The following is a 25,703-nucleotide window of genomic DNA, read 5'->3' as shown; positions in this document are numbered from 1 at the left end:
TCAGTGAATAGTGCCCAGCGTCGTTTCGATGCTGAGCATGATAATCAGCCTTTCAATCTGGCGCCAGCGGCAATAATGCAGGTGGTTGCCGACATTGCGGCTCGCCTCGGCCCGGTCAGCCGCCTCCAGTCCGGCGGTTTTACCAAATTGGTCGATCAGCGCTTCTGCTTCGACAACATCGCGCGGTTCGACATAGAGCGGCAAAAACATAGGCGTATCGGGCTTTCGCTTGGGTTTCGGGTGGCAGACAGGCCCGGGTGAAATGGCCTGTCTGCATGGACGGCATTAGCGTTGGGATGTCGCCTTTCCGTCAAAGCAATTGGTTAGCGCAAATTAAGCACGATGTTCCCGCTTGCCTGTCATGCGGCATTGGTGGCAAAGGGGCGGCATGTCTGAAACCAATGATAGCCAACCCCGCCTTGCTGGCGGCATATTCATCGCACTGGGATTGCTCTTCGGGGCAATTGGGGGTGTCGCCTTGAACCAACCATCGGCCGGGATGATCATCGGCTTTGGAACCGGCGTCGCCATCGCGTTGCTGGTTTGGCTGATCGACCGCAAGCGGGCCTGAGAGGATTTAAGCCATGTGGAAACATGTACGTAACATTGTCCTGATTTTGATCGTCCTCGGTCTGATTGGTGCCTGGTTCATGACCCGCCCGGATGAAGCAAAGCTTCCGCTTGCGTCGCTGGAGGGTCCCAAGCCGGAACTGACCCAGCCGCGACCCGAGACTTTCCCGACCATAAATGTAGCCGATGTCGACCGCTGGAAAGCCGGTGAAACGCCGGTGGCGGCACCCGGTCTGGTCGTCGAACGCTTTGCGGAGGATCTCGACCATCCGCGCAACCTATATGTCCTGCCCAATGGCGATGTGTTGGTGGCCGAAACCAATTCGCCCCCGCGTGATGGCGGCGGTGTGGAAGGCATGATCGCGCGCTGGCTGATGGGCAAAGCAGGCGCTGGCGTGCCATCGGCCAACCGGATCAGCCTGCTGCGCGACGCAGATGGCGACGGCAAGGCCGAACTCAAGATGCCCTATATTACCGGCCTGAACGCGCCTTTCGGCATGGCTCTTGTGGGCGATACGCTTTATGTTGCGAATACCGACGCTGTTCTGGCTTTCCCATTTAAGGAGGGCGCGACCGGCATCACTGCCAAGGGGCGCGAGGTGACCAAGTTGAACGCTCTGGCACCCAATAACCATTGGACGCGCAATCTTGCCGCGTCGCCAGATGGCAAAAAACTCTACATTTCGGTTGGCTCCAACAGCAATATAGCTGAAGGCGGTATGGAACTGGAGCGCGGCCGTGCTATGGTTCTCGAGCTCGATCTGGCGACAGGCAAGAAGATGCCTTATGCCTCTGGTCTTCGCAATCCGGTGGGGCTCGACTGGGACAAGTCGGGACGTTTGTGGACCGTGGTCAACGAACGCGACATGCTTGGGTCCGATCTGGTGCCCGATTATCTGGCGCTCGTCGAATTCGGTGCCGATTATGGCTGGCCGCAACATTATTGGGGCGGCTTTACCGATGCCCGTGTGTCACCGCCCAAGCCCGAAAAACGCGAATATGAACGCCGCCCCGACTATGCCCTGGGCGCCCATACCGCGTCCTTGGGTCTGGCCTTTGGCTACAATGCCAAGCTGGGTGCATCCTTGACCGATGGCGCATTTGTGGCCCGTCACGGGTCGTGGAACCGCAAGCCTGCTTCGGGCTATGACGTGATCTTTGTACCCTTTCCTAAGGGTGAGCCCGTGGGTAAACCAGTGCGCGTGTTGACCGGCTTCCTCGACAAAAAAGGCAACGCCCAAGGCCGCCCGACAATGGTAACGGTCGCCAAGGACGGTTCCTTGCTGGTGAGTGACGATGTCGGCAATATCGTCTGGCGCGTGCGGGCGAAGGGCTAAACTACTTTTTGCTTGAGCTTCCCCCTTTCCACTTCGTCTAATGGCCAAAGCCATAAGACTACGTACCTCTCCCCCTGAAGGAGAGAGGGGAATAGCGCTTTACCTCTCCCCTTCAGGGGAGAGGATACGGAGCCTTGGCCGACAGGCCTAGGCGAAGTTGGAGAGGGGTTCGACGGTGAAAGGAGAGAAGGTGACGGCGAACGAAATCAGATAAACCGCCGCCTAAATCTTGCGCCCTGCGCGCCCTGCAAGCTCCACCGTATAATGCCAAGCAACCCGGCCAGACCTACCTCCGCGCTGATGGGCGAAGGCGAGGGCGTCGGCTTCGTCCCAGTCTAGGTCGAAATGGCTGGCATAGGCCGCGACCATGGAGACAAAGGCTTCCTGATCGGCATATTGAAAGCCAAGTTTCAGCCCGAAGCGATCTGCAAGTGCAAGGCTGTCGTCGATATTGTCACGGGCGTTGATGGCATCGGTCTGTTCCGCCATCGTCCGGTCAACGATGTTGCGCCGGTTGGACGTTACATAGAGCCGTACATTGTTCGGGCGCGCCTCGGCCCCGCCTTCCAATAGCGAGCGGAGAAGGCGCGGTCCGTTGTCATGCGCGTCAAAGGCAATATCGTCGACAAACAGGATGAAGCGGCGACCCGATATGGATAGTTCTTCGAACAAGAGGGGAAGCGTTGCCAAATGAGAGGATGATGCCTCTACCAACGCCACAAACAGGCCATCCTTTTGCAATTCACCGACAACAGTTTTGACCAGCGCCGATTTGCCCATGCCGCGTGCTCCCCACAAGAGCACGTCATGCGCCGCTGCACCCGAGGCATGGCGTCGGCTGTTTTCCAGCATATCGGTTTTTTGGCGGTCGACGCCGACGATCAGGTCGATCGGCAAAGGCCGGAAATGGTGGACCGGCGCGAGCCTTTTTCCATCCCAATGATAGGCAGGGTGCGCCGACAGATCCATCGGCGGGGCAGGCGGCGGGGACAGTCTTTCGAGCGCCTCGGCGATGCGCTTCAAGATATCCGTGTTCAAGCCGCCATCCCCTCCGCGTCCAGCATGTATAGCAATTCGGAACCAGCCATCGCACTATTCTTCAGCGAAAGGGCCTCGGCCACCATTACCTCCAGATAATAGCGGCAGGCGACGACCTTGCCGTCGAGAAACGGACTTGTTCCATTGGCGGCCTGTTCGGCCTGTGCGGCGCGCAATTGACGCAGCATCAGCCAGCCCGATGTCGCCACCGCCATCATCTGGGTATAGGCATAGCTGCCGGCAAGGCGGTCATCGATGCCTGCATCCAACATCCATTCGGTGACTTCGGCGCAGGCTCCGGTAAGCGCCGCAAGGGCTGGACTTTCGCCTGCATCGGCGGCAATCGCCTGTAAATGGCGGCGGATGAAGTCGCCGCCCTCCATACCCAGCTTGCGTCCCACCAAGTCCGCCGCCTGGATGCCATTGGTGCCCTCGTAAATCGCGGCGATGCGGATATCGCGGTAATATTGGGCGACCCCTGTTTCCTCGATAAAGCCCATGCCGCCATGCACCTGTATGCCGAGCGAGGCGATTTCGCTGCCCAAATCGGTGCCGTAAGTTTTGGCGAGCGGGGTCAGAAGATCCGCCATTTCCCGTGCGCCTTCCTCACCGACAGCGGCACGATCAACAAAACCGGAGGCGAAATAGAGCAGGGCGCGGATGGCCTGTGTGCCAGCTTTCATCCGGAGCAACATGCGGCGCACGTCGGGATGTTCAATGATGGCTACTGAATCGCGGGATTCGCCGCCTGCCTTGGCTGATTGTACCCGGTCACGCGCGAACCAGATGGCCTTTTGCGTTGCTGCTTCCGCGATTTGCACGCCTTGCAGGCCTACATTCAAGCGGGCATTGTTCATCATCGTAAACATGGCGCGCATGCCGCCAAATTCCGGACCGATCAGTTCGCCAACGCATTCGCCTTCTTCACCAAAGGCAAGAACGCAGGTAGGTGACGCGTTAATACCCATCTTATGTTCGATGGACACGACGTTGATATCATTGGCTTTATCGATAGCGCCGTCGGAACCAACCTGATATTTTGGAACCAGAAACAGCGATATGCCCTTGGTTCCGGCAGGGGCATCGGGCGTGCGTGCGAGCACGAGATGAATGATGTTTTCGACCATGTCATGGTCACCGAAGCTGATATAGATCTTCTGACCGCGGATCTGGAAGCGCCCATCTTCGCGGGGCGTCGCAGATGCCCGTAGCGCGCCGACGTCTGATCCTGCTTGTGGCTCGGTCAGGTTCATCGTGCCGCTCCACTCAGCGGTCGACAGCTTTGGAAGATAAGTGGCTTTCTGGGCATCGGACCCGTGGTGGTTGATGGCTTCGATCGCGCCGACCGAAAGGATCGGGCATAAGGCAAAGGCCATATTGGCCGCGCCAAGCGAATCGAGTGCGACGGTGGCGAGGCTGAATGGCAGGCCTTGTCCGCCGAAATCCGACGGCGCGTTGATCGATCCCCAGCCATTGGCGACATAAGACTGGTATGCGGCGACGAATCCTTCCGGCATCACAACCTTCCCGTCGATCAGCCGCGCCCCGACGACGTCGCCGATGCGGTTGAGCGGGGCGAATTCATTGGCCGCAAATTCGCCGATCCCTTCGACGATTGCTTGCACCACATCTGCGGTTGCATCGGAAAAACGGCCATGTTGGGCAAGCGCATCGATCCCGGTGATATGCTTCAAAACGAAGAGTTGTTCAGCGATTGGGGCAGCAAAGGTCATGGGGCGAAAAATTTCCTGTGAAAGCGGATTACACAGCGCCTATAGACTGAACTTATGCTAGGCTCAAATACCTTGGGGAATGGCTGGGTTGTGCCCGCCGATGATGCTGCAATTACAGCAGCGGCGGACCTTTTGCGGGGTGGACAGATCGTGGCGATTCCCACCGAGACGGTCTATGGCCTTGCCGCCGATGCCAGCAATGCGGACGCTGTCGCGCATATTTATGCGGCCAAGGGGCGACCGGACTTTAATCCGCTGATCGTGCACGTCCCTGACCTTGCGGCAGCCGAGAAGCTGGCGGAATTCGGACCATTGGCGCGAAAGTTGGCGGACGCTTTCTGGCCAGGGGCGTTGACGCTGGTTCTGCCGTTGCGTGAAGGCGCGCCGATTGCTGCTGCGGTGACTGCCAGGCTGCCGACCGTTGCGCTGCGATGTCCGGGGCACCCCGTCATGCAGGCCGTTCTTGCGAAAAGCGGACTGAATCTTGCCGCGCCATCCGCGAACAAAAGTGGAGCAATCAGTCCGACCCGTGCAGAGCATGTTTTGGCGAGTCTCGGCGGGGCGGTTCCGATGATACTGGACGCCGGACCGTGTAAAGAAGGTTTGGAATCAACTATAGTCTCTATCCATCTGGAAAATATAGAAATATTACGTCCAGGGCCGATTACAGCCGAAGCTCTCCAAACCTTCGCCAAGCTTCAGCCGAGTCAACAAACCGACCAAAAGATCGAAGCACCCGGCCAACTCGCCAGCCACTACGCCCCCTCCAAACCGGTTCGATTGAATGCGACAACGGCGCAAGATGGCGAATGGCTTATAGGTTTTGGAACGATGGCGGGGCATGACAATTTATCCCCCTCCGCTGATCTCGCCCAAGCAGCCGCCCATCTATTCGACGCCTTGCACCGCGCCGATGCCAGCCCATATCAATCGATAGCAGTCGCAACTATCCCCGATAACGGCATTGGCGTAGCGATAAATGATCGTTTGAAAAGGGCGGCGACCCGATGAATTGGCTGGCTATTTGCGGCGTATTTAGCCTGGCAACGCCGGCAATCGCAGATTCCACGTCCCAAGAGGCCAGCGCTTACCAAGAATTGGTCCGGCAAGACGCCCGTTTGGCGACAATCGGCTATCGCCTGGCCCTTGCCAATGCGCCCTTTTGTAACAAACTGGAGCGGAGTCTCGGTTGGGTTTTGCATGACGAAAGGCAATATCCCAACCCGGTTGCGGCGCGCATTTCGTTGGAATTTCGTGCGCCAATTTCCGTTTCTGCAGTGGTTCCGAACGGCCCGGCAGAACGCGGCGGCATAAAATCCGGCGACGGTTTATTAGGGCTGAATGGTACTTATTGGAGTTGGGAAGGCGAACCTGTCCGGTCGAAAAGCGCGAAGAGGCTGGAGAAGGTCCAAAATGAATTGCATCAGGTTCTGGCAAGCAGCAATGCAATTGACTTGAATTTGATGACCGCAGCGGGCTCGAAAATGTTACAAGTTGAACCTATAGCGGTCTGTGCATCCCGATTTTGGGTGGACACGTCATCCAAGCTGGATGCCGGCGCAGATGGTGAAAATGTCAGGATATCCGAAGGATTGATGGCATTTGCGGCGAAAGATGAGGAGCTAGCAGCGGCCATTGCCCATGAATTAGCGCACAATCTTCTCAACCACCGGAACCGGCTTTCGAAAATAGGCCGGAAAAGGGCGCATATTTTGGCGACTGAAATAGAAGCCGACCAATTGTCTGTCTGGCTTATGACAAATGCTGGCTATGACCCCGCCGCTGCACTACGATTTGCCGAACGTTATGGTCGAAAGACAGGGCTGGGTATTTTTTCCGAAAGTACACATCTGCGGTGGAAAAACCGGGTAAAAACGATGCGAACCGAAATTGACATCTTGAACACCGCTTCCAAAGTAAATGGATTATCGCCGCCACCCCTTCTGCCCGGTGGCAGTTTGGCCACGCGATAGAAAAAAATCAGTTGCATATCAGGATGGTGTTTCTTCCTGCCGATGAATGGCCTATCACCCTTTGAAGAGAATATATGGGGAGGCCGAAATTGTTTCGTGCGATCAAAACAATAGCGATAATTTTGCCAATAATCCTCTCTGCATCCTGTGGTGAAGAAAAAGCCGTAACGCGTGCAACAGATAATGAAACTCACCCTGTACAGGTCATTACGGCACAACAAGATAATTTACAGCGCGTAATCAACGCCGTGGGAACCGTCCGCTTTCGCCGTGAAACGCCGCTCGGTTTTACGACCGCCGGCAAAGTCGCAACTGTAAGATTTGAAGAGGGCGATGCTGTAAAAAATGGTGCCCTTTTGGCGGCACTTGATACGACAATTGTCGGTGCCGATGTCAGCGTCGCTAATGCAGAACGCGAACGGGCACGTGCAGAATTTGACCGTTTGCGTTCGCTCTACGCCGACGGCTGGATTACCAAAGCACGTTATGAAACGGCAGAAGCAACGGTAAAGGCCGCTGAAGCGCGGGTGCGGCGGGCTGGCTTTGCCTCAGGTACCGCGCAGTTATATGCTCCGTCTAGCGGTATCATTTTGGCGCGGAATGTACAGCCGGGGCAAGTGATCGCAGCAGGTACTCCAGCTTTGGTTTTGGGCGAGAATGACGGCGGATTCGTTTTTCGCGTGCCAATAATTGATCGGGACGCAACGAAATTGCGGGTAGGGATGGCGGCGGATATTTCAATTGAGTCCTCCAACGGTGCGTTGATCCGCGCCACGATTTCAGAAATCGATGGTCGAGCGAATGAAGCGACTGGCGCATTCACAGTGCAATTCCAGTTACCGAATAATGGCAAGTTGCGATCAGGCCAAATTGGCACTGCCAATATTAAACTGCCTGCGTCCGAAAGCGGGGCTTTACAGATTCCGGCCAGCTCTCTTTTTGGGGTGCGGACAGGTGAGGGACTGGTGTATGTTGTCGATGCAAATAACCGGGTTGAAACCCGCAATGTTGCTATTGAGCGTGTAACTGATCAATTCGTTATTGTGTCGGGCGGTATAAAATCGGGAGATGTCATCGTCATTTCCGGCCTTGAAAAGCTACGGGCAGGGTCAAAAGTGCGCCCCGTTTCGGTTCTGCGTTAAATTATGCATATCGCAGAAGTCGCAATTCGCAGATGGCAACTGACATTGGTCTTGTTTGCGCTACTTTGCGCTCTGGGTTTTTCCGCATTCCAGCAAGTTCCCCGCGCGGTTGACCCCCATTTTTCGATGCCCGTCGTTTCGATAGTCGCGCTGCAACCCGGAGCAGATCCTGCCGAAATCGAACAGACTATCACCAAGCCGATAGAAGAGCTTTTGCAAGGCTTGGAAGATGTACAGAATGTTGCGTCAACCAGCAGCGATGGCAATGCGGTTATCCGCGCGGAATTCGACTGGTCAGGTGATCCTGACCAGTATTTCAACGACACGGTGCGCGAAGTAACCGCGATCAGAAACCAGTTACCAAGCGATTTACAAAGACTGACTTTTGAAAAGATCCGGACAACCAATACGTCGATCCTGCAAATTGCGTTGCTCAGCGATTCCGCGAGCTGGTATCGCATGGAAAAATATGCCCGCGATATTAGCGAAGCGCTTGGGCGATATAAAGAAGTTCGGCAATCAGAAATCTACGGACTGCCGCAACCCGAAATCAGCGTCGCAATTAACGCCGGACGTCTTGCAGCTTTAATGGTTCCGGCCAGTTCAGTGGCCGATGCCATAAGGGTCGGTGGTGCCGACGTTCCGGCCGGGGCGGTGACAAGCGGCACCCGGCGCTTCAATGTCGAAGCAGGCGGTGCATTTCGAGATTTGGACACTATCCGAAACCTTCCGCTACGAAGTAGTGATGGAACATTGCTTCGCGTTGGTGACGTTGCAGAAATCAAATATGGGGCGGCTGAACAAAGGGTGCAAGTCAGCCATAATGGTCGGCGTGCCATCTGGATAACGGCGAACCAGAAACAAGGCACGGATGCCACAAAGCTCAGGAATTTGCTCGTCAAAGAACTGGCGCTGCAGCAAAAGCTTTTGCCACCAGACATTAAGGCTGTGGTGCAATTCGATCAAAGCCGGGACATCAGGAAGCGTTTGAATGAACTGGCGCGTGATTTTGGTATCGCGTTGTTTCTAGTTCTTTTCACGCTTTTGCCCTTGGGGTGGCGGGCATCGATTATCGTGATGATTTCGATCCCGCTCTCCATCGCTTCAGGGTTGTTGGCAATATCCGCCATGGGTTTTAATCTCAGTCAACTCGTGGTTGCGGGCTTTATTCTCTCACTTGGCCTACTTGTTGATGATTCGATTGTTGTGGTGGAAAATATCGCACGGCACTTGCGGATGGGGAAGGATCGTGACCAAGCCGCGATAGACGCAACAAAAGAGATAACGATGGCCGTGATGGGGTCGACGGGTGTTTTGGTGTTTGCCTTTTTCCCCTTATTTTTTCTTCCGGAAGGGGCTGGTAAGTTTACGCAAAGTTTTATCGGCACGATTGTAGCCACGATTACCGCATCGATGGTGGTATCGCTCACTATTGTGCCATTTCTGGCAAGCCGGATTTTGCGCCGCGACGAACATGAAGGCGGCAACGCGATGTTGCGGTGGCTGATGAATAAAATTGACCGGTTTTACCATCCGATGCTGCACTGGTCGCTTGACCGTCCCCGTCGGACTGTCTGGGGTGCCCTAGCCGTTACAACTGCGGCATTTCTTCTCGTTCCGGTTTTGGGTTTCAGCTTATTTCCAAATGCCGACACATCTTATTTCAGAGTTACCGTCGAAACCGAGCAGGGATCTAGTATTGCAGAAACTGGACGGATTGTCCGCGCTGTTTCAAAAGTACTTAAAACCGAACCGATGATTAAAGTACGCGCGGAAAATATAGGCGCTTACAACCCTCCGGTTTTTTATAATGTATTCCAGCGCGGTGAAAATCCGACGCATGGCGAAGTGTTGGCCATAATGGACGACTGGAAGAATGGCGAAGCGCGGGCGATGATTACCCGACTTCGCAAGAAACTGGATAATATTCCCGGCGCACGGATTAAAATCGTTCTCTTTCAGAATGGTGCCCCAATTAACGCACCGGTTGAATTTAGGGTCTATGGTCCCGATCAGGATGAGCTGCGTAAACTTGCTTCGAAAATGGAACAGGTGTTGCGCGATACGCCGGGGGCACGTGATGTTAACAATCCCGTCGCCTTTGACCGCGTTGATCTGGACGTGCGTATTGATGATGCAAAGGCTGCGCTGCTTGATGTTCAATCGGGCGCCGCGCGCCGCGCTATTCGGCTTGCTCTGTCCGGCGAACGATCAGGCACATTTAGGGACATCGAAGGCGATAGCTATCCGGTTGTGGTGAGGCTGCCTTTAACTGGAACCCATCCGATATCGGCGCTCGAATCGATCTATGTCCCGAACAGAAGTGGGCAGTCGGTTCTTCTTGCCGAAATTAGCAAGCCAAGTCTGGTATCTACTCCCGCGGCGGTGTATCGTTATAATCTTGAACGTAATGTCAGCATTACGGCGCAAATTACGGATGGCGCCGTGGTTTCCAAAGTCAATCGCGATGCACAAAATAAGATGGACAAAATTCCCTTGAAACCGGGATATTCCATTGAAATTGGCGGTGAAGCCGAAAAGATAAACGACACTTTCGCAGGTTTTGGACCGATTGTTATGATTGCAATGTTCAGCATTTTTGCAATCCTGGTCGCTGAATTTGGCCGCTTTAAAGAAGCTTTGGTGGTTGCCGGAGTTATTCCGCTCGGAACATTCGGTGGCTTAATTGCACTTTTGGTAACCGGCAACAATCTGTCTTTCCTTGCGGTGATTGGTTTTATCGCTTTGGTGGGAATCGAAATCAAGAATTCAATTTTGTTGGTCGATTTTACCAGCCAATTGCGACAGCGCGGAATGGAGTTGCGTGAAGCGATTGAGCAAGCAGGCGAAGTTCGTTTTCTACCGGTGTTGTTAACGTCAGTTACCGCGATTGGCGGACTAATGCCGCTGGCGCTATTTGGTGGCAGTTTGTATGGGCCATTGGCGATTGTGCTGATCGGGGGGTTGATTTCCTCAACATTGTTATCACGTATTGTAACACCAGCGATGTACCTGCTCGTGGTGCGCGGCGATGTAGCTAAGGCCAAATCCGTAGCTGGCAATGTAGAAGGATTATCGAATGCCACATGACGAAGCGATTTTTGCAGGCGGATGCTTCTGGTGCACAGAAGCGGTGTTTGGTCAGCTGAACGGCGTGAGCAAGGTTGTAAGCGGCTACATCGGCGGAACGGTCGTCGACCCCACCTATAAACAGGTATGCGGCGGCGGCACTGGACATGCGGAGGGTATTCGGATCACATTTGATCCCGAAGTCATCAGCTACGCCGATTTACTCGATATTTTTTTCGCGACCCATGATCCGACCCAGTTAAACCGACAAGGCAACGACATAGGGACGCAATATCGTTCCGCGATTTTTCCGCTAAACGACGATCAGCGCTTGGCGGCACATGAAGGCATAGTGCGCGCCTCTGCCGATTGGCCGTCCCCTATTGTGACGACTATCGAAGGCCCGGCAATCTGGTATCCTGCCGAAGATTACCATCAGGAATATTGGGACGGAGAAGGGCAACGCAATCCCTATTGCCTTGCAGTTATTCCGCCAAAATTGGCAAAACTAAAAAAGATGCTGGGTCAAAAACAGATAAATTGAAACATCTGCCAAATTGCCACGTCACTATCCTTCCGAGTAATCGACAATCACGCCGACTGGATTAAAGCTGCAATTATGGAAATCAAACCGATACGCAAAGCTGTCTTTCCCGTAGCGGGACTTGGCACCCGTTTTCTCCCTGCCACTAAGGCAATCCCGAAAGAGATGCTGCCGATTGTTGACCGTCCACTCATTCAATATGCGGTGGACGAGGCGCGTGAGGCTGGTATCGAACAAATGATATTTGTAACCGGTCGCGGTAAAAGTGCGATCGAAGACCATTTTGACATTGCCTATGAACTCGAAAAGACAATGTCCGAACGCGGGAAAGACCTCTCAGTTTTGGAACCAACGCGCCTCGGGCCGGGAAATTGTGCTTATGTCCGTCAACAAGAGCCGCTGGGCTTAGGCCATGCAATATGGTGCGCGCGGGATATTGTTGGTGACGAACCTTTTGCGATTTTCCTACCCGATGAATTCATGCACGGTTCGCCCGGCTGTATGAAACAAATGGTAGAAGCGTATCACAAAATTGGTGGTAACATGATAAGCGTACTGGAAATCCCGCATGACAAGGTTTCCAGCTATGGCGTTATCAAGCCGGGCCAAAGCGAAGGCGCTGTAACCGAAGTTTTGGGACTAGTTGAAAAACCAAAGGTCGAAGATGCGCCTTCAAACCTCATAATCTCGGGCCGATATATTTTGCAGCCTGAAGTTATGCGCATCCTTGAAGGGCAGGGCAAAGGCGCAGGTGGGGAAATTCAGCTCACCGATGCGATGGCCCAAATGATCGGGCAGCAACCTTTTCATGCGGTGACTTTTGATGGGAACCGGTACGACTGCGGATCGAAAGTGGGATATATCGAAGCCAATCTGGCTGTAGCGCTTGAACGACCAGACATGGCCGTCGAAGTCAGGGCGATTGCTATCAACCTGTTAAAATAGCGATTGAGATGTTAAGGCACCGCTCATCATAGCCAAGGTAATTCGGCTAAGCGAAGAGCGGGAGTTGGTTATGCGTCTAGTTTTGTCATTATCGATGGTATTTCTGCTAACTGGATGCGTTGCATCAGTTGTCAAAGATGTAGTGACTGCGCCGGTAAAAATTGTTTCGAAGACAGCAGATGTTCTGACGACAAGCCAATCTGAAGCAGACGAAAAGCGTGGACGCGAAATTCGAAAGCGGGAAGAGGCGTTGGGAAAAATGGCGCGCCAACGCGATAAAGCTCGTGAGAAATGCGAAGATGGCAATCAGGATGCTTGTGCGACTGCAGCGCAGCTAAATGAGCAAATCGAATTTGAGCAGGCCCGACCTATTTAAGCGAGCTTAAATCAAGTTTGAAAATCTGCGAACGCGTGTTCTGTGTCGACAAACAACTGATAACTGTGGATTTTTGTATCTTGTCGAACATCCGCATCGTCTGTCGAAGTTTCATGTCAAATTTTTCTAATCCGAAATAAATGCCTGCCCCAAGTACTGGACGCATTCAGCGGCAGACGGTCGGGAGTTTTGATGACATACGCAGGCCGCCATTTCGCGTTGCTATTGACAGCCGTGAGTTGCTTAGTTGCAGGCCCAGCCTTGCAAGCTGAAGAGGTTGAAAACGTAGCCTCTGTGGAGACACCGATCAATGGCAAGCGCCAATTTCGCAGCGACTTCTTTTCGATATATTCTCCCGTAACCGCGCTTGATATGGTTCGAAGAATTCCCGGATTCTCTATTGAAGACGGTGACGGCAGGCGTGGTTTTGGCGAAAATGCCGGAAATGTCTTGATTGATGGGGACCGCCCGTCGAGCAAAGCAGATGATATCTTCACGATCCTTTCGCGTATCCCGGCCAGCGAAGTCGAATATATCGAATTAACCGAGCAAGCAGGTGCTGACTCCGAAGCTCAGGGCAAGGGACAAATTGTAAATCTAATCCGTAAAGTGTCGTCAAAAGTTAGTGGAACATACGAAGGAAACATTGTTGCCGGAACTCGGTACGGTTTCAAGCCATCTATCAACGCATCGGCAACGCTAAGACGAAATCTGACAACCATCGAATTGAACGTCAGTTCCTATTCCGAACGCGTCTACGGCTTTGGACCGGAGGATTTCAGGACAGGTACCGGGGCGTTAGTTGAACGACGGCATTACCAAGGAAATGGCGGGTTCGATGAAGCAGCTATCGGCGCATCAATAAAGACGCGGTTGGGGGCTGCGAAAATCAACGTGAACGGCCAAGTTGGCATTGAAGACGGCTTTGATCGCCGCGTAGGAAGCTACTTTGCGTCCACCGGCCCGAATATTGGCAATGAATTATTGCTCCGAGATGGACCGATCAGCGATCTTAGTTATGAATTTGGCGGTGACATAGAATTTGGATTGGCCCCTAAATTCAACACAAAGATTATCGGGCTTTACCGGAATGCCAAAGAAAGCAATGATAGCAGTATTGCCGTAGATAGGCGCGGTCAGCCGTTGACACTGTTCGAAACGCGAAGTCGTAACCGCCCGAGCGAAGCTGTCGCCCGTATCCAAAATGACTTAGGTGTGTTGAAAGGCCACGCAATTCAATTTGGAGGCGAAATTTCTTACAATCGGCTGGATGCCCAATTTTCCGCCGCGAGTTCGGTGGCAGGGGCAGTAACGTCATTTCCTGCATCGGATGTTCTGGTCGAAGAAGTGCGGATTGAGCCGTTCTTGACTGACACCTGGGCACTGGGCCCTGCGTGGACAATCGAGGTGGGCGCAATTGCTGAATTTTCCAAGCTGAAGTTGTCGGGTGACAGCGTAGCATCGCGTCAATTCAAATTTCTAAAGCCACGCGCGGCCGCCACTTGGACCGTTGATCGACAGACAACCTTCGAATTTCGTGCCGAGAGGCAGGTAGAGCAACTGGACTTTGATGAATTTGCTACATCGCTGGACGTGGGACTGGGTAACCAGGTGGACGCCGGCAATGCTGATCTGGTTCCTGAGAAAACGACCACTTTTTCGGCTCTGGTTAGGCACAAGTTTCTTGAACGTGGTAGTGTCCAGTTTCGTGCTGATTATCAGCTTGTTAGCGATACGCAGGATTTGGTCCCCATTACACTTCGTGACGCCGCTGGAAATATTACCGCCCAATTTGATGGGGCAGGGAACATTGGTGACAGTAAACGCTGGAACGGTGAACTTGAAATTACCCTTCCATTTGATTGGTTGACCAAACCAATTGGCGTCACTGGAATAGAACTTAAATATGTCGGCCATTACCATGACAGTCGTGTCACAGACCCGGTGACTGGTCAAAAACGGCGAAGGTCTAATCGGTCATTATGGCATCAGCAGTGGGATTTGCGGTATGATGTCTCGCAAATCGGGATTGTTTACGGGGCCTCATTCTATGTTGAGGACGCAAGTCGCGCATTTTTCCTTGATGAATTCAGACGGGAGAGCCAGGGCGTTAGGACCAATATATTTATAGAATATACCAAGTTCAAATTGGGAACATTGCGACTACAAGTAATTGATTTACCAAAATTTAATCGGGATAGATTCATTTTTAGTGGCACCCGGGCTTCCGGGGCTCTTAGCGAGAATATTAATCGCAAACGATCGCTTGATCCATTGATCCAGCTCACCCTATCGGGCAAATTCTGAATAACAAACCCGCCGGAAACCAATTCCGGCGGGTCTATTTTTTACCTTATTCTTCTTCGTCGCCACCGATTTCGATGACATCGTCGATTGCTGCATCTTCTGTGGTCAGATCATCTGAGATCACCTTGGCCAGAACATCGTCACCAATCGCAGCTTCGGGTCCTTGCGCCAGTTCTGCGGCATGTTCCTCGGCAGCGGTTTCGGGCGCAATCAGGCTTTCCTGAAGCGAGCGGTAGCTGGCGCGTAGGGCGGCGTCGCGGCTGTTAGCCGTTACGCGCATACGGTTCATCGCGGAACCCGTACCCGCCGGGATCAGACGGCCCACAATGACGTTTTCCTTCAAGCCGGTCAGGATGTCCTTCTTGCCTTCAACCGCCGCCTGCGTGAGCACGCGAGTGGTTTCCTGGAAGGAAGCCGCCGAGATGAACGAACGCGTCTGCAACGAAGCCTTGGTGATACCGAGCAGAACCGGATTACCGGTTGCATGTGCCTGGCCCTTGGTCAGCTTCGAATTGATCGCATCCATTTCTTCACGGTCCACCTGTTCGCCGGGAAGCAGGGTGGTGTCGCCGCCAAAGGTGATTTCAACTTTCTGCAACATTTGGCGAACAATCGTTTCGATGTGCTTGTCGTTGATCTTCACGCCCTGAAGACGATAGACTTCCTGAATTTCGGCAACCAGATATTCTGCCAGTGCTTCAATGCCCATGACTTCCAGAATATCATGTGGGTTCGGTGAACCGGCGATCAGGTTATCGCCCTTACGGACGAAGTCGCCTTCCTGCACGTCGAGAACCTTCGACTTCTGGATCAGATACTCGATACGATCGCCTTCTTCCGGAACAATCGCAATCTTGCGTTTCGCCTTATAGTCACGAACAAATTCGACCCGACCCGAAATCTTCGCGATAATCGCGTTGTCCTTCGGAATACGCGCTTCGAACAGTTCGGCTACACGCGGCAGACCGCCGGTAATGTCGCGGGTCTTGGCGGATTCGCGGGTCACACGGGCGAGCACGTCGCCTGCCTGAACCTCTGCACCATCCTCGACCGACAGCATCGTACCGACACCCAGAAGATAACGCGCCGCTTCGCCGCTATCGTCATCCAGCAGCGTCAGACGGGGACGGAGGTCCTCCTTCTTGCTGCGGCTGCCTGCACGGTCTTCGGTGACAACGCGCTGGGCGATGCCCGTTGCTTCATCGGTTTGTTCCGCCAACGTCTTGCCGTCGATCAGGTCCTGATACTTCACGATACCCGACTTTTCGGTGATGATCGGCATGGTGAACGGATCCCATTCGGCCAGACGGTCACCAACACTGACTTCCGCACCATCAGGGAATGCCAGCGTCGCACCATAAGGCAGACGGTGGATTTCCATCTCGCGGCCATCCTTGTCGACGATGATCAGTTCGCCGTTGCGTGCCATCGCCAAACGCTTTTTGCGCTTGTCGACAATGCTCGGCAGATCACGGTACATGACCTTACCAGATGCAGTTGCATCAAGGTTCGACTGTTCGTTCAACTGTGCCGCACCACCGATGTGGAAGGTACGCATGGTCAACTGGGTACCCGGTTCACCGATCGACTGGGCAGCGATAACGCCGACAGCTTCACCAATGTTAACGGGCGTACCACGGGCAAGGTCACGGCCATAGCAGGTGCCGCAAACGCCAACCTTGGATTCGCAGACCAGCGGGCTGCGGATCTTCAGTGCCTGAAGTCCGGTTTCTTCCATCGCGGCAACCATTGGCTCATCGAGCAGGGTGCCTGAAGGAATAAGAACCTTGCCATCAAGACCCATGATGTCTTCTGCTGTGGTGCGGCCCAACACGCGCTCACCGAGCGACGCGATGGTCGAACCACCCTGAACGATCGAGCGCATTTCCAGCGCGCGTTCGGTGCCGCAGTCGACTTCGACGATGGTGCAATCCTGCGATACGTCGACCAGACGGCGGGTCAGATAACCCGAGTTTGCAGTCTTGAGCGCGGTATCGGCGAGACCCTTACGGGCACCGTGGGTCGAGTTGAAATACTCGAGAACGGTCAGACCTTCCTTAAAGTTCGAAATGATGGGTGTTTCGATGATTTCACCCGATGGCTTGGCCATTAGACCACGCATACCGGCAAGCTGCTTCATCTGCGCTGGCGAACCACGCGCACCGGAGTGGCTCATCATGTAAACCGAGTTAACAGGCAGTTCGCGGCCATGTTCGTCCAAAGGCGATGCCTTCAGCTTGTCCATCATGGCGTTGGCAACCTTGTCACCACAGGTCGACCATGCGTCGATGACCTTGTTGTATTTTTCCTGCTGGGTGATCAGACCATCCTGATACTGCTGCTCGAAATCGGCAACAATCGCTTTGGTTTCGGCAACCATTTCGGTCTTTTCTTCCGGAATGATCATATCGTCCTTGCCGAACGAAATGCCCGCCTTGAACGCATATTTGAAACCAAGCGACATGATCGCATCGGCAAAAAGCACGGTGTCTTTCTGGCCGGTGTGGCGATAAACCTGATCGATAACGTCGCCAATTTCCTTCTTGGTGAGAAGGCGGTTGACGGTTTCGAACGGAACGCGATGGCTCTTCGGCAGGGTTTCGGCAAGAAGCATACGGCCAGGTGTCGTGTCGAAACGAACCATGCGCTCTACGCCATCTTCGCCGGTCTGTGGGACACGGGCGATGATCTTGGAGTGGAGCGTTACCGCGCCAACTTCAATCGCCTGATGCACTTCGGCCATATCCGAAAGCATCATGCCTTCGCCCGGCTCGCCCTTGCGGTCCATCGACAGATAATAGAGACCCAAGACCATATCCTGTGAAGGAACGATGATTGGCTTACCATTGGCTGGCGACAGGATGTTGTTGGTCGACATCATCAATACGCGTGCTTCCAGCTGCGCCTCAAGGCTCAGCGGAACGTGGACAGCCATCTGGTCGCCGTCAAAGTCGGCATTGAATGCCGAGCAGACCAACGGGTGAAGCTGGATGGCTTTACCTTCGATCAGGACAGGTTCAAACGCTTGGATACCCAAACGGTGAAGCGTCGGTGCGCGGTTCAGAAGCACCGGATGCTCGCGGATAACCTCGTCGAGGATGTCCCAAACTTCCTTGCGCTCTTTCTCTACCCACTTTTTCGCCTGCTTGAGGGTCATTGAAAGACCCTTGGCATCAAGACGCGAGTAAATGAATGGCTTGAACAGTTCTAAAGCCATTTTCTTCGGCAGACCGCACTGATGCAATTTCAGCTCGGGACCGGTCACGATGACCGAACGACCTGAGTAATCGACGCGCTTGCCCAAAAGGTTCTGACGGAAACGGCCCTGCTTGCCCTTCAGCATGTCGGACAGCGACTTCAACGGACGCTTGTTGGCACCGGTGATGGTGCGGCCACGACGGCCATTGTCGAACAAAGCGTCAACGGCTTCCTGCAACATACGCTTTTCGTTACGGACGATGATGTCCGGCGCGCGTAGTTCGATCAGGCGCTTCAAACGGTTGTTACGGTTGATAACGCGGCGATACAGATCGTTAAGATCTGACGTCGCAAACCGGCCGCCATCCAGTGGCACCAGTGGACGCAATTCTGGCGGAATGACTGGAATGACGTCGAGGATCATCCATTCTGGCTTGTTACCTGAATCGATGAAGCTTTCGACGACCTTCAAACGCTTGATGATCTTCTTGGGCTTCAGTTCCGACTTGGTAACCGCAAGCTCGTCAAGCAGATCGGTGCGTTCTTGTTCAAGGTCAAGGTCCATCAACATGGTCTTGACGGCTTCGGCACCGATAGATGCGGTGAATGCGTCTTCGCCATATTCGTCCTGTGCATCGAGCAATTCGTCTTCGCTCAGCAACTGGAACTTCTCGAGCGCTGTCAGGCCAGGCTCGGTTACAATGTAGTTTTCGAAATACAGAACGCGCTCAAGTTGCTTCAACTGCATGTCGAGCAACAGGCCGATGCGTGATGGCAGCGACTTCAGGAACCAGATATGTGCGACGGGAGCAGCAAGCTCGATATGGCCCATGCGCTCACGGCGCACCTTGGTGACCGTTACTTCAACGCCGCACTTTTCGCAGACGACGCCCTTATATTTCATGCGCTTATACTTACCGCACAAGCATTCATAATCCTTCACCGGACCAAAGATGCGCGCACAGAACAGGCCGTCACGCTCTGGCTTGAACGTGCGGTAGTTGATGGTTTCGGGCTTCTTGATTTCGCCGAAAGACCAGCTGCGGATTTTTTCCGGCGACGCAATACCGATCTGGATCTGGTCGAACGTTTCGACCTTGGCGACTGGATTGTTGAATTTGGATAGTTCGTTCATATTCATTTCCTCATTGGGCTATCGCCCATGAAATCCTTGGGACGGGGGCAGGGGGCGGACTTTCGTCCGCCCGTCGCTGCTTATTCCGCTGCCTCGGCAAAGCCCTCGTCGCCTTCGACCAGATCGCGCGCTTTCAGGTCTACATTCAGACCCAATGAGCGCATTTCCTTGACCAGAACGTTGAAGCTTTCGGGGATACCGGCTTCGAAAGTGTCGTCACCCTTGACGATAGCTTCATAAACCTTGGTACGACCGATAACGTCATCGGACTTGACGGTAAGCATTTCCTGCAAGGTGTAGGCGGCGCCATAGGCTTGCAGTGCCCAGACCTCCATTTCCCCGAAGCGCTGACCACCGAACTGCGCCTTACCGCCCAGCGGCTGCTGGGTAACAAGGCTGTAAGGTCCGATTGAGCGGGCGTGGATCTTGTCTTCGACCAAATGGTGCAGCTTCAGCATGTAGATGATGCCCACGGTCACCTTGCGGTCGAACTTGTCTCCGGTGCGTCCGTCGAACAGGTCGGATTGGCCCGATCCGTCTAGCCCGGCCAGTTGCAGCATGGTGGTCACATCGGCTTCGCGCGCGCCGTCAAACACAGGGGTGCCCATCGGCACGCCGGTGATGACATTGCCTGCCAGCTCGATGATGTCCGCATCGCTGCGGCCATTGATTTCCTTGGCATAATCTTCGCCATAGGCATGAACCAGACGCTCGCGCACGGCTTCTGGTGGAGCGGCCGCTTCTGGATCCGGGTTAGCATGGCGCCAATCTTCGAGCGCTTCACCAATCTGTTTGCCGAGACCGCGAGCGGCCCAGCCTAGATGGGTTTCGAAAATCTGCCCGACGTTCATGCGCGATGGCACGCCGAGCGGGTTCAGAACGATGTCGACTGGCGTGCCGTCGGCGAGGAAAGGCATGTCTTCCTGCGGCAATATCCGCGAGATAACACCCTTGTTTCCGTGACGACCGGCCATCTTGTCACCCGGTTGCAGCTTGCGCTTCACCGCGACGAAGACCTTGACCATCTTGAGAACGCCAGGGGCCAGCTCATCGCCACGCTCCAGTTTCTCGCGCCGGTCTTCGAACTTCTCGACAATCAGCTTTACCGCATCGTCATATTGGACTTTGACGGCTTCAAGGTCGCCCTGAATCTTGTCGTCGACAACAGCGATTTTCCACCATTCATGACGCTCCACTTCAGCGAGGTTTTCCTCGTTGATCGTGTCGCCTTTTTTAAGAGCCTTTGGAGCGGCTGCAACGGTTTGACCGATCAGCATATCCCGCAGACGATTGTAAGTAGCACGGTTCAAAATCGAACGTTCGTCCTCACGGTCCTTGGCAAGGCGCTCGATTTCTTCGCGTTCGATGGCCATCGCACGCTCGTCCTTGTCGATGCCGTGGCGGTTGAAAACGCGCACTTCAACGACTGTACCGGCAACGCCCGGCGGCAGCTTCAGCGAGGTGTCGCGCACGTCGCTTGCCTTTTCACCAAAGATGGCGCGGAGGAGTTTTTCTTCCGGCGTCATCGGGCTTTCACCCTTTGGCGTGATCTTGCCGACAAGGATATCGCCGGGATGCACTTCGGCACCGATGTAGACAATGCCCGCTTCGTCGAGGCTGCGAAGAGCTTCTTCACCGACGTTTGGAATGTCGCGGGTGATGTCCTCCGGTCCAAGCTTGGTATCGCGAGCCATCACTTCGAATTCTTCGATATGGATCGAGGTGAACACGTCGTCTTTCACGATGCGTTCGGAGATCAGGATCGAATCTTCGTAATTGTAGCCGTTCCAGGGCATAAACGCGACGAGGCTGTTCTTGCCCAGTGCGAGTTCGCCCAGCTCGGTCGAAGGACCATCGGCGATGATGTCGCCTGCTTCGATAACGTCGCCCACCTTCACCAGAGGCTTCTGGTTGATGCAGGTGTTCTGGTTGGAACGCTGGAACTTTTGCAGGGTGTAGATGTCCACACCGGACTGGCCAGCTTCGACTTCGCCGGTGACGCGGACCACGATGCGGGTCGCGTCGACCTGATCGACGATGCCGGTGCGGCGTGCGCCGATGGCAGCGCCGGAGTCACGGGCTACGGTTTCTTCCATGCCGGTTCCGACAAACGGTGCTTCTGCACGGAGCAGAGGCACAGCCTGACGTTGCATGTTCGAACCCATGAGCGCGCGGTTGGCGTCATCGTTTTCCAGGAACGGGATCAGCGACGCGGCAACCGAAACCAGCTGCTTGGGGCTGACGTCCATCAAGGTAACCTGATCGCGAGGTGCCATCAGGAATTCGCCGGATTCGCGTGACGAAATCAGGTCTTCGGCAAAGCTGCCGTCGGTGTTAAGTTCGGCGTTGGCTTGCGCGATTGTGTTCTTTTGCTCTTCCATCGCCGACAGATAAACCACATCGTCGGTCACCTTGTTGTCGATGACTTTGCGGTACGGCGTTTCGATGAAGCCGTATTTGTTGACTCGGCTGAAGCTTGCGAGGCTGTTGATCAGACCGATGTTCGGGCCTTCCGGCGTTTCGATCGGGCAGATGCGTCCATAATGGGTCGGATGGACGTCGCGGACTTCGAAGCCTGCGCGTTCGCGGGTCAGACCGCCTGGTCCGAGGGCCGAAACGCGGCGCTTGTGCGTCACTTCGGACAGCGGATTGGTTTGATCCATGAACTGCGACAATTGCGACGAACCAAAGAATTCGCGCACCGCAGCAACCGCCGGCTTGGCGTTGATCAGGTCATTCGGCATCACAGTCGAGACGTCTACGCTTGACATACGCTCCTTGACGGCGCGCTCCATCCGCAGCAGTCCAACGCGATACTGGTTTTCCAGCAGCTCGCCGACCGAACGCACGCGACGGTTGCCAAGGTTATCGATATCGTCGATTTCGCCCTTGCCATCCTTCAGGTTCACCAGCTCCTTGACGACCGCGAGGATATCCTCGTTCCGCAAGGTGGTGTGGTCATCCGGCGCATCAAGCTGCAACCGCATGTTCAACTTTACGCGACCCACAGCCGACAGGTCATAGCGGTCCGCATCAAAGAACAGCCCGGCAAACAAAGCCTCTGCGGTTTCGCGCGTTGGCGGCTCGCCAGGGCGCATCACGCGATAGATCGCGTCAAGGCCCATGTCGCGGTTCTCGGCCTTGTCAGCCTTGACCGTGTTGCGCATCCACGCGCCGGTGATGACATGGTCGATGTCGAGCAATTCGATCGCATCAATCCCTGCCTTGTCGAGCATTTCAAGGTTTTCGGCGGTGATTTCATCGCCTGCCTCGACATAAATGCGTCCGGTCTTCTCGTCGATCAGTTCGAACGCCGAATACCGGCCAAAGATTTCCTCGGTCGGGATCAGCAACTGGGTCAAGCCGTCCTTCACCGCCTTGTTGGCAGCGCGCGGTGTAACCTTGGTACCGGCGGGGAAGATCACTTCGCCCGATTTGGCATCCACGATGTCGAACATCGGCTTCGACGCACGCCATTGTTCAGCATTGAAGGGGATGATCCATCCACCCTTGCCACGCTGGAAAGTGACGGTGTCATAGAAATGGTTGAGGATATCCTCATCATTCATGCCCAGACCATAGAGCAACGTCGACACCGGCAGCTTGCGCTTACGGTCGATACGCACGTTGACGATATCCTTGGCGTCGAATTCAAAGTCGAGCCACGAACCGCGATACGGAATGACGCGCGCGGCGAACAGATATTTGCCCGAAGAGTGCGTCTTGCCACGGTCATGGTCGAACAATACGCCCGGCGAACGGTGCATCTGCGACACAATAACGCGCTCTGTCCCGTTGATGAAGAAGGTGCCGTTGTGCGTCATGAGCGGCATATCGCCCATGTAAACGTCCTGTTCCTTGATATCGAGAACCGAGCGCGCTTCGGTGTCGGGATCAACCTCGAACACGATCAGGCGCAGCGTAACCTTCATCTGCGCGGCATAAGTGATTCCGCGTTGACGGCATTCTTCCACGTCATATTTCGGGTCTTCAAGTTCGTAATGCACGAAATCAAGTTCCGAAGTTCCGGCAAAATCCTTGACCGGAAAAACACTGCGAAGCGTCTTTTCAAGGCCCGATACATAACCGATCGAAGGGTCGGAGCGCAAAAATTGCTCATAGCTTTCGCGCTGGACTTCGATCAGGTTGGGCATGTCGATGACTTCGTGAATGTCACCAAAAATTTTACGGATACGCTTTTGACGCGAGAGTGTCGCAGGAGCGGTACGAGATGCCATAAGGTGATTTGCCTCAGTTTAGAAATGTCAGACGCGCAAGAAGGGCATCACAAGACGAAGAAAGGCCGCATGGCGATAGCCCCGGATTCGGGTCCTGCCGTGCAGCCGTTTCGCGATGTGAAAATCCTGTACCGCCAATGCCTTAGCCACGCCTACGCGAAGACGCACCTGTTCCCGACGGTTTGGATGTTGGATTTGGTATAGAGGGGTGGGGGGTGGGGGTCAAGTAGGGTGTATCCCGAGATTCCGTTGGCATTACAGGCGTAAGACCAACCCATCCCCAAACCCGTTCGCATCGAGCCCTTCGACCGCCCGCAGGCCGGGCGCTCAGGATAAACTTCCACCTGTGGGGGAAGTCGCGATGCCGGGAGGTAGCGCGTGTTCAACGTTGTTCTGAAATGATTTCCATCAGCGCGATGTGATGTGGGTGCTGACTTCTTCGTACTAACTGCAAATCTCATGTCGTATAGGCTCAGGTCCAAACCGTCGTTGAGTGATGTTTGTTTATAAAGTGAACGTACGGCAGCTTACCTATAATATACAACAAAAGCTGACTGACCGGATACGACAACAAAGCGGACTTTCCGGATACGACAACAAAGCAGACATTTGGCAGCGAAATAACTGGCATCTTGCGTAAACGCCGATGCGGCGCATAGAAGCGTATGATGGGCAGCGTGGCGGTGTGTGAACGAAATGGATTTTAACGAGAGGAGCCGTTGGCATTATTTCCTGCTTATTTTGCCAATTTTGTGCTTTGAATTCGTCGGGATATCGACGGGCGGTTTGAGTTTTATAAATGTGCCTGAATTATTTATATTCGCTATTTACGTCCCACTGATCGAAGAAACCTTCAAGTTATTTGTATCAAAGCGCTTCAGCTACATGTCATTCAAGATAATAGCTTCATTTGCCTTATTCGAACTAGCTTTTGTTAAAGTGCCAATCATTTGGGCTCTTCCGACAGACCAACTCGCGATTGGGATTGGTTCCGCGTTGCCAGCCTTTGCATTTCACATTGCAACAGCTTTTGCGTATTCAGCTAAACAATCGAAAAACAGGCTTTTAAAGTGCTTTTTTGCGATGACTGCCTTGCACGTGACCCTTAACTTTCTGGCAGGGGCCGACATCAAGCAGCATACATTTTATCTAAGTGCGGGCCTATTGTCTTTTTTGCCTTACTTTTGGTTTTACGTAACTCGTTCCAACGAGGAAATAATGGAGGCAATACATTCCAGCGACGATGCTGCTTGATTAAAGTAAATTTCAACAAATCCGCCGGACTTGCCGGTCAGCAAACGACAACATTGCGGACATTGTCGGTTTATCTTAGCAACTCTAAAGTGTTCTCACTTCGCTTAGCCCTTTTTGCTTTGCTTTCACTAGCGTTGGCTGCGTGTGACCAAAGGTCCGTGCGAAACGAAGAGTCGCTTCCACCCCTGCTTTCAAAGCTCAGAGTTTGCGGAATGGACATATCCAAAGCCACACTCGTTGAGCGGCCTGCTAATCAGCGGCACATCTACTTGGCAAATCATTCGGCCATGACGAATGACGAGCTCGATTGTGTCGCGACGTTGCTCGTCGGTGCTGGCTATGGGTTGCGATCTCAGGCCGGGCAGTCCCAATACTATTATGATGAGGCTTGGAAGCAAGCTTTCCGGCGACTCATTGCTGCTAAGTCGGAAGAATGGCTGAGAAAAAATCGGCCAAAACTGGATATTCCTCGGTACGAGGGTGTCTCGGCCCTACAACAATATGCTCGCTCGGTTGAACGAGTTTGCGGAGCTCCGCGAAATTATGCCGAGATCATCGTTCTGAACAAACATACTTATGTCAACTTCGCTTACCGTGAGGGTCAAGATCAAGATTCGCTTCGCTGCGTCGAGGCGGTATTTGCTGCCAAAACAGTAAACGAAGACCTCGAACTCAACTTCGGAGGAGGTGTCCCGTAGGTTCTGCTTTCCATCTGTGGACGCCCCTAAAGATGCAAGCGGTTTTTGAGAGGGGTGCATGTAGTCGGATGCTGCCATCTGTCCGGCCTCTTGATGCAGCATAGCTGCGGGCCCGTATGGGAGTTCGCGGACCGGAACCACATCAC

General features: G+C 54.0%; 18 protein-coding genes. 13 read left to right on the top strand and 5 right to left on the bottom strand.

Going from position 1 to position 25,703, the window contains the following annotated elements; all coding sequences use genetic code 11:
* A complete protein-coding gene (locus ACEW72_RS08835; RefSeq protein ID WP_143776010.1) occupies window positions 1-210 on the bottom strand; it encodes a hypothetical protein in 210 nt (69 codons plus the stop codon).
* Between the two features lie 178 nt (window positions 211-388).
* On the opposite strand from ACEW72_RS08835, the gene ACEW72_RS08830 reads away from it, so the two are divergent.
* Together ACEW72_RS08830 and ACEW72_RS08825 are read left to right on the top strand one after the other, a co-directional pair.
* Window positions 389-571, top strand: a complete 183-nt coding sequence (locus ACEW72_RS08830) for a hypothetical protein (RefSeq protein WP_373476015.1) — start codon at window positions 389-391, stop codon at window positions 569-571.
* A gap of 13 nt (window positions 572-584) precedes the next feature.
* Window positions 585-1,907, top strand: a complete 1,323-nt coding sequence (locus ACEW72_RS08825; RefSeq protein WP_373476014.1) for a sorbosone dehydrogenase family protein — start codon at window positions 585-587, stop codon at window positions 1,905-1,907.
* A gap of 222 nt (window positions 1,908-2,129) precedes the next feature.
* On the opposite strand, the gene ACEW72_RS08820 is transcribed toward ACEW72_RS08825, so the two are convergent.
* The gene (locus tag ACEW72_RS08820; RefSeq protein WP_373476013.1) at window positions 2,130-2,945 is read right to left on the bottom strand and encodes an ATP-binding protein; all 816 of its coding nucleotides are present in this window, start codon (window positions 2,943-2,945) and stop codon (window positions 2,130-2,132) included.
* Entirely contained in the window at window positions 2,942-4,678 is a 1,737-nt protein-coding gene (locus ACEW72_RS08815; RefSeq protein ID WP_373476012.1) for an acyl-CoA dehydrogenase, read from the bottom strand. The genes ACEW72_RS08820 and ACEW72_RS08815 overlap by 4 nt, the downstream gene beginning before the upstream one ends.
* Before the next feature lie 54 nt (window positions 4,679-4,732).
* Between ACEW72_RS08815 and ACEW72_RS08810 the strand changes: the two genes are divergently transcribed.
* From ACEW72_RS08810 to ACEW72_RS08775, 8 genes are all read left to right on the top strand, one after another.
* Window positions 4,733-5,689 carry an L-threonylcarbamoyladenylate synthase gene (locus ACEW72_RS08810; RefSeq protein ID WP_373476011.1) on the top strand — a complete coding sequence of 319 codons (957 nt, stop codon included), beginning with the start codon at window positions 4,733-4,735 and terminating at the stop codon, window positions 5,687-5,689.
* Window positions 5,686-6,651: a M48 family metalloprotease gene (locus tag ACEW72_RS08805; protein WP_373476010.1), complete on the top strand. Its 966-nt coding sequence runs from the start codon at window positions 5,686-5,688 to the stop codon at window positions 6,649-6,651. The genes ACEW72_RS08810 and ACEW72_RS08805 overlap by 4 nt, the downstream gene beginning before the upstream one ends.
* 89 nt (window positions 6,652-6,740) lie before the next feature.
* On the top strand, window positions 6,741-7,793 hold the full coding sequence (locus ACEW72_RS08800) for an efflux RND transporter periplasmic adaptor subunit (protein ID WP_373476009.1): 1,053 nt from the start codon (window positions 6,741-6,743) through the stop codon (window positions 7,791-7,793).
* 3 nt (window positions 7,794-7,796) lie between these two features.
* Window positions 7,797-10,883, top strand: coding sequence for an efflux RND transporter permease subunit (locus ACEW72_RS08795; protein WP_373476008.1), 3,087 nt, complete (start codon window positions 7,797-7,799; stop codon window positions 10,881-10,883).
* Complete coding sequence (gene msrA / locus ACEW72_RS08790) at window positions 10,873-11,406, top strand: peptide-methionine (S)-S-oxide reductase MsrA (protein WP_373476007.1); 534 nt, start codon at window positions 10,873-10,875, stop codon at window positions 11,404-11,406. The genes ACEW72_RS08795 and msrA overlap by 11 nt, the downstream gene beginning before the upstream one ends.
* A 75-nt stretch (window positions 11,407-11,481) precedes the next feature.
* A complete protein-coding gene (galU, locus tag ACEW72_RS08785; RefSeq protein ID WP_373476006.1) occupies window positions 11,482-12,351 on the top strand; it encodes a UTP--glucose-1-phosphate uridylyltransferase GalU in 870 nt (289 codons plus the stop codon).
* A 70-nt stretch (window positions 12,352-12,421) separates the two neighbouring features.
* Window positions 12,422-12,727: a hypothetical protein gene (locus tag ACEW72_RS08780; protein ID WP_373476005.1), complete on the top strand. Its 306-nt coding sequence runs from the start codon at window positions 12,422-12,424 to the stop codon at window positions 12,725-12,727.
* A gap of 294 nt (window positions 12,728-13,021) precedes the next feature.
* Window positions 13,022-15,034, top strand: a complete 2,013-nt coding sequence (locus tag ACEW72_RS08775; RefSeq protein WP_373476004.1) for an outer membrane beta-barrel protein — start codon at window positions 13,022-13,024, stop codon at window positions 15,032-15,034.
* 46 nt (window positions 15,035-15,080) lie between these two features.
* Here the strand turns inward: ACEW72_RS08775 and rpoC are convergent, their stop codons facing one another.
* Together rpoC and rpoB are read right to left on the bottom strand one after the other, a co-directional pair.
* The gene (gene rpoC, locus ACEW72_RS08770; RefSeq protein WP_373476003.1) at window positions 15,081-19,367 is read right to left on the bottom strand and encodes a DNA-directed RNA polymerase subunit beta'; all 4,287 of its coding nucleotides are present in this window, start codon (window positions 19,365-19,367) and stop codon (window positions 15,081-15,083) included.
* Between the two features lie 80 nt (window positions 19,368-19,447).
* Window positions 19,448-23,605, bottom strand: a complete 4,158-nt coding sequence (gene rpoB, locus ACEW72_RS08765) for a DNA-directed RNA polymerase subunit beta (RefSeq protein WP_373476002.1) — start codon at window positions 23,603-23,605, stop codon at window positions 19,448-19,450.
* A gap of 24 nt (window positions 23,606-23,629) precedes the next feature.
* On the opposite strand from rpoB, the gene ACEW72_RS08760 reads away from it, so the two are divergent.
* From ACEW72_RS08760 to ACEW72_RS08750, 3 genes are all read left to right on the top strand, one after another.
* Window positions 23,630-23,809, top strand: coding sequence for a hypothetical protein (locus ACEW72_RS08760; protein ID WP_373476001.1), 180 nt, complete (start codon window positions 23,630-23,632; stop codon window positions 23,807-23,809).
* Window positions 23,810-24,292: 483 nt separating this feature from the next.
* Window positions 24,293-24,859 carry a hypothetical protein gene (locus ACEW72_RS08755; protein ID WP_373476000.1) on the top strand — a complete coding sequence of 189 codons (567 nt, stop codon included), beginning with the start codon at window positions 24,293-24,295 and terminating at the stop codon, window positions 24,857-24,859.
* 287 nt (window positions 24,860-25,146) lie between these two features.
* Window positions 25,147-25,557: a hypothetical protein gene (locus tag ACEW72_RS08750; RefSeq protein ID WP_373475999.1), complete on the top strand. Its 411-nt coding sequence runs from the start codon at window positions 25,147-25,149 to the stop codon at window positions 25,555-25,557.
* Window positions 25,558-25,703 lie beyond the last annotated feature (146 nt).

Origin of the sequence: Sphingorhabdus sp., from assembly GCF_041737645.1 — a bacterium.
GTDB lineage: Bacteria > Pseudomonadota > Alphaproteobacteria > Sphingomonadales > Sphingomonadaceae > Sphingorhabdus_B.
The sequence above is the reverse complement of the archived record's forward strand: the minus strand, read 5'-3'. Positions and strand labels throughout refer to the sequence as shown.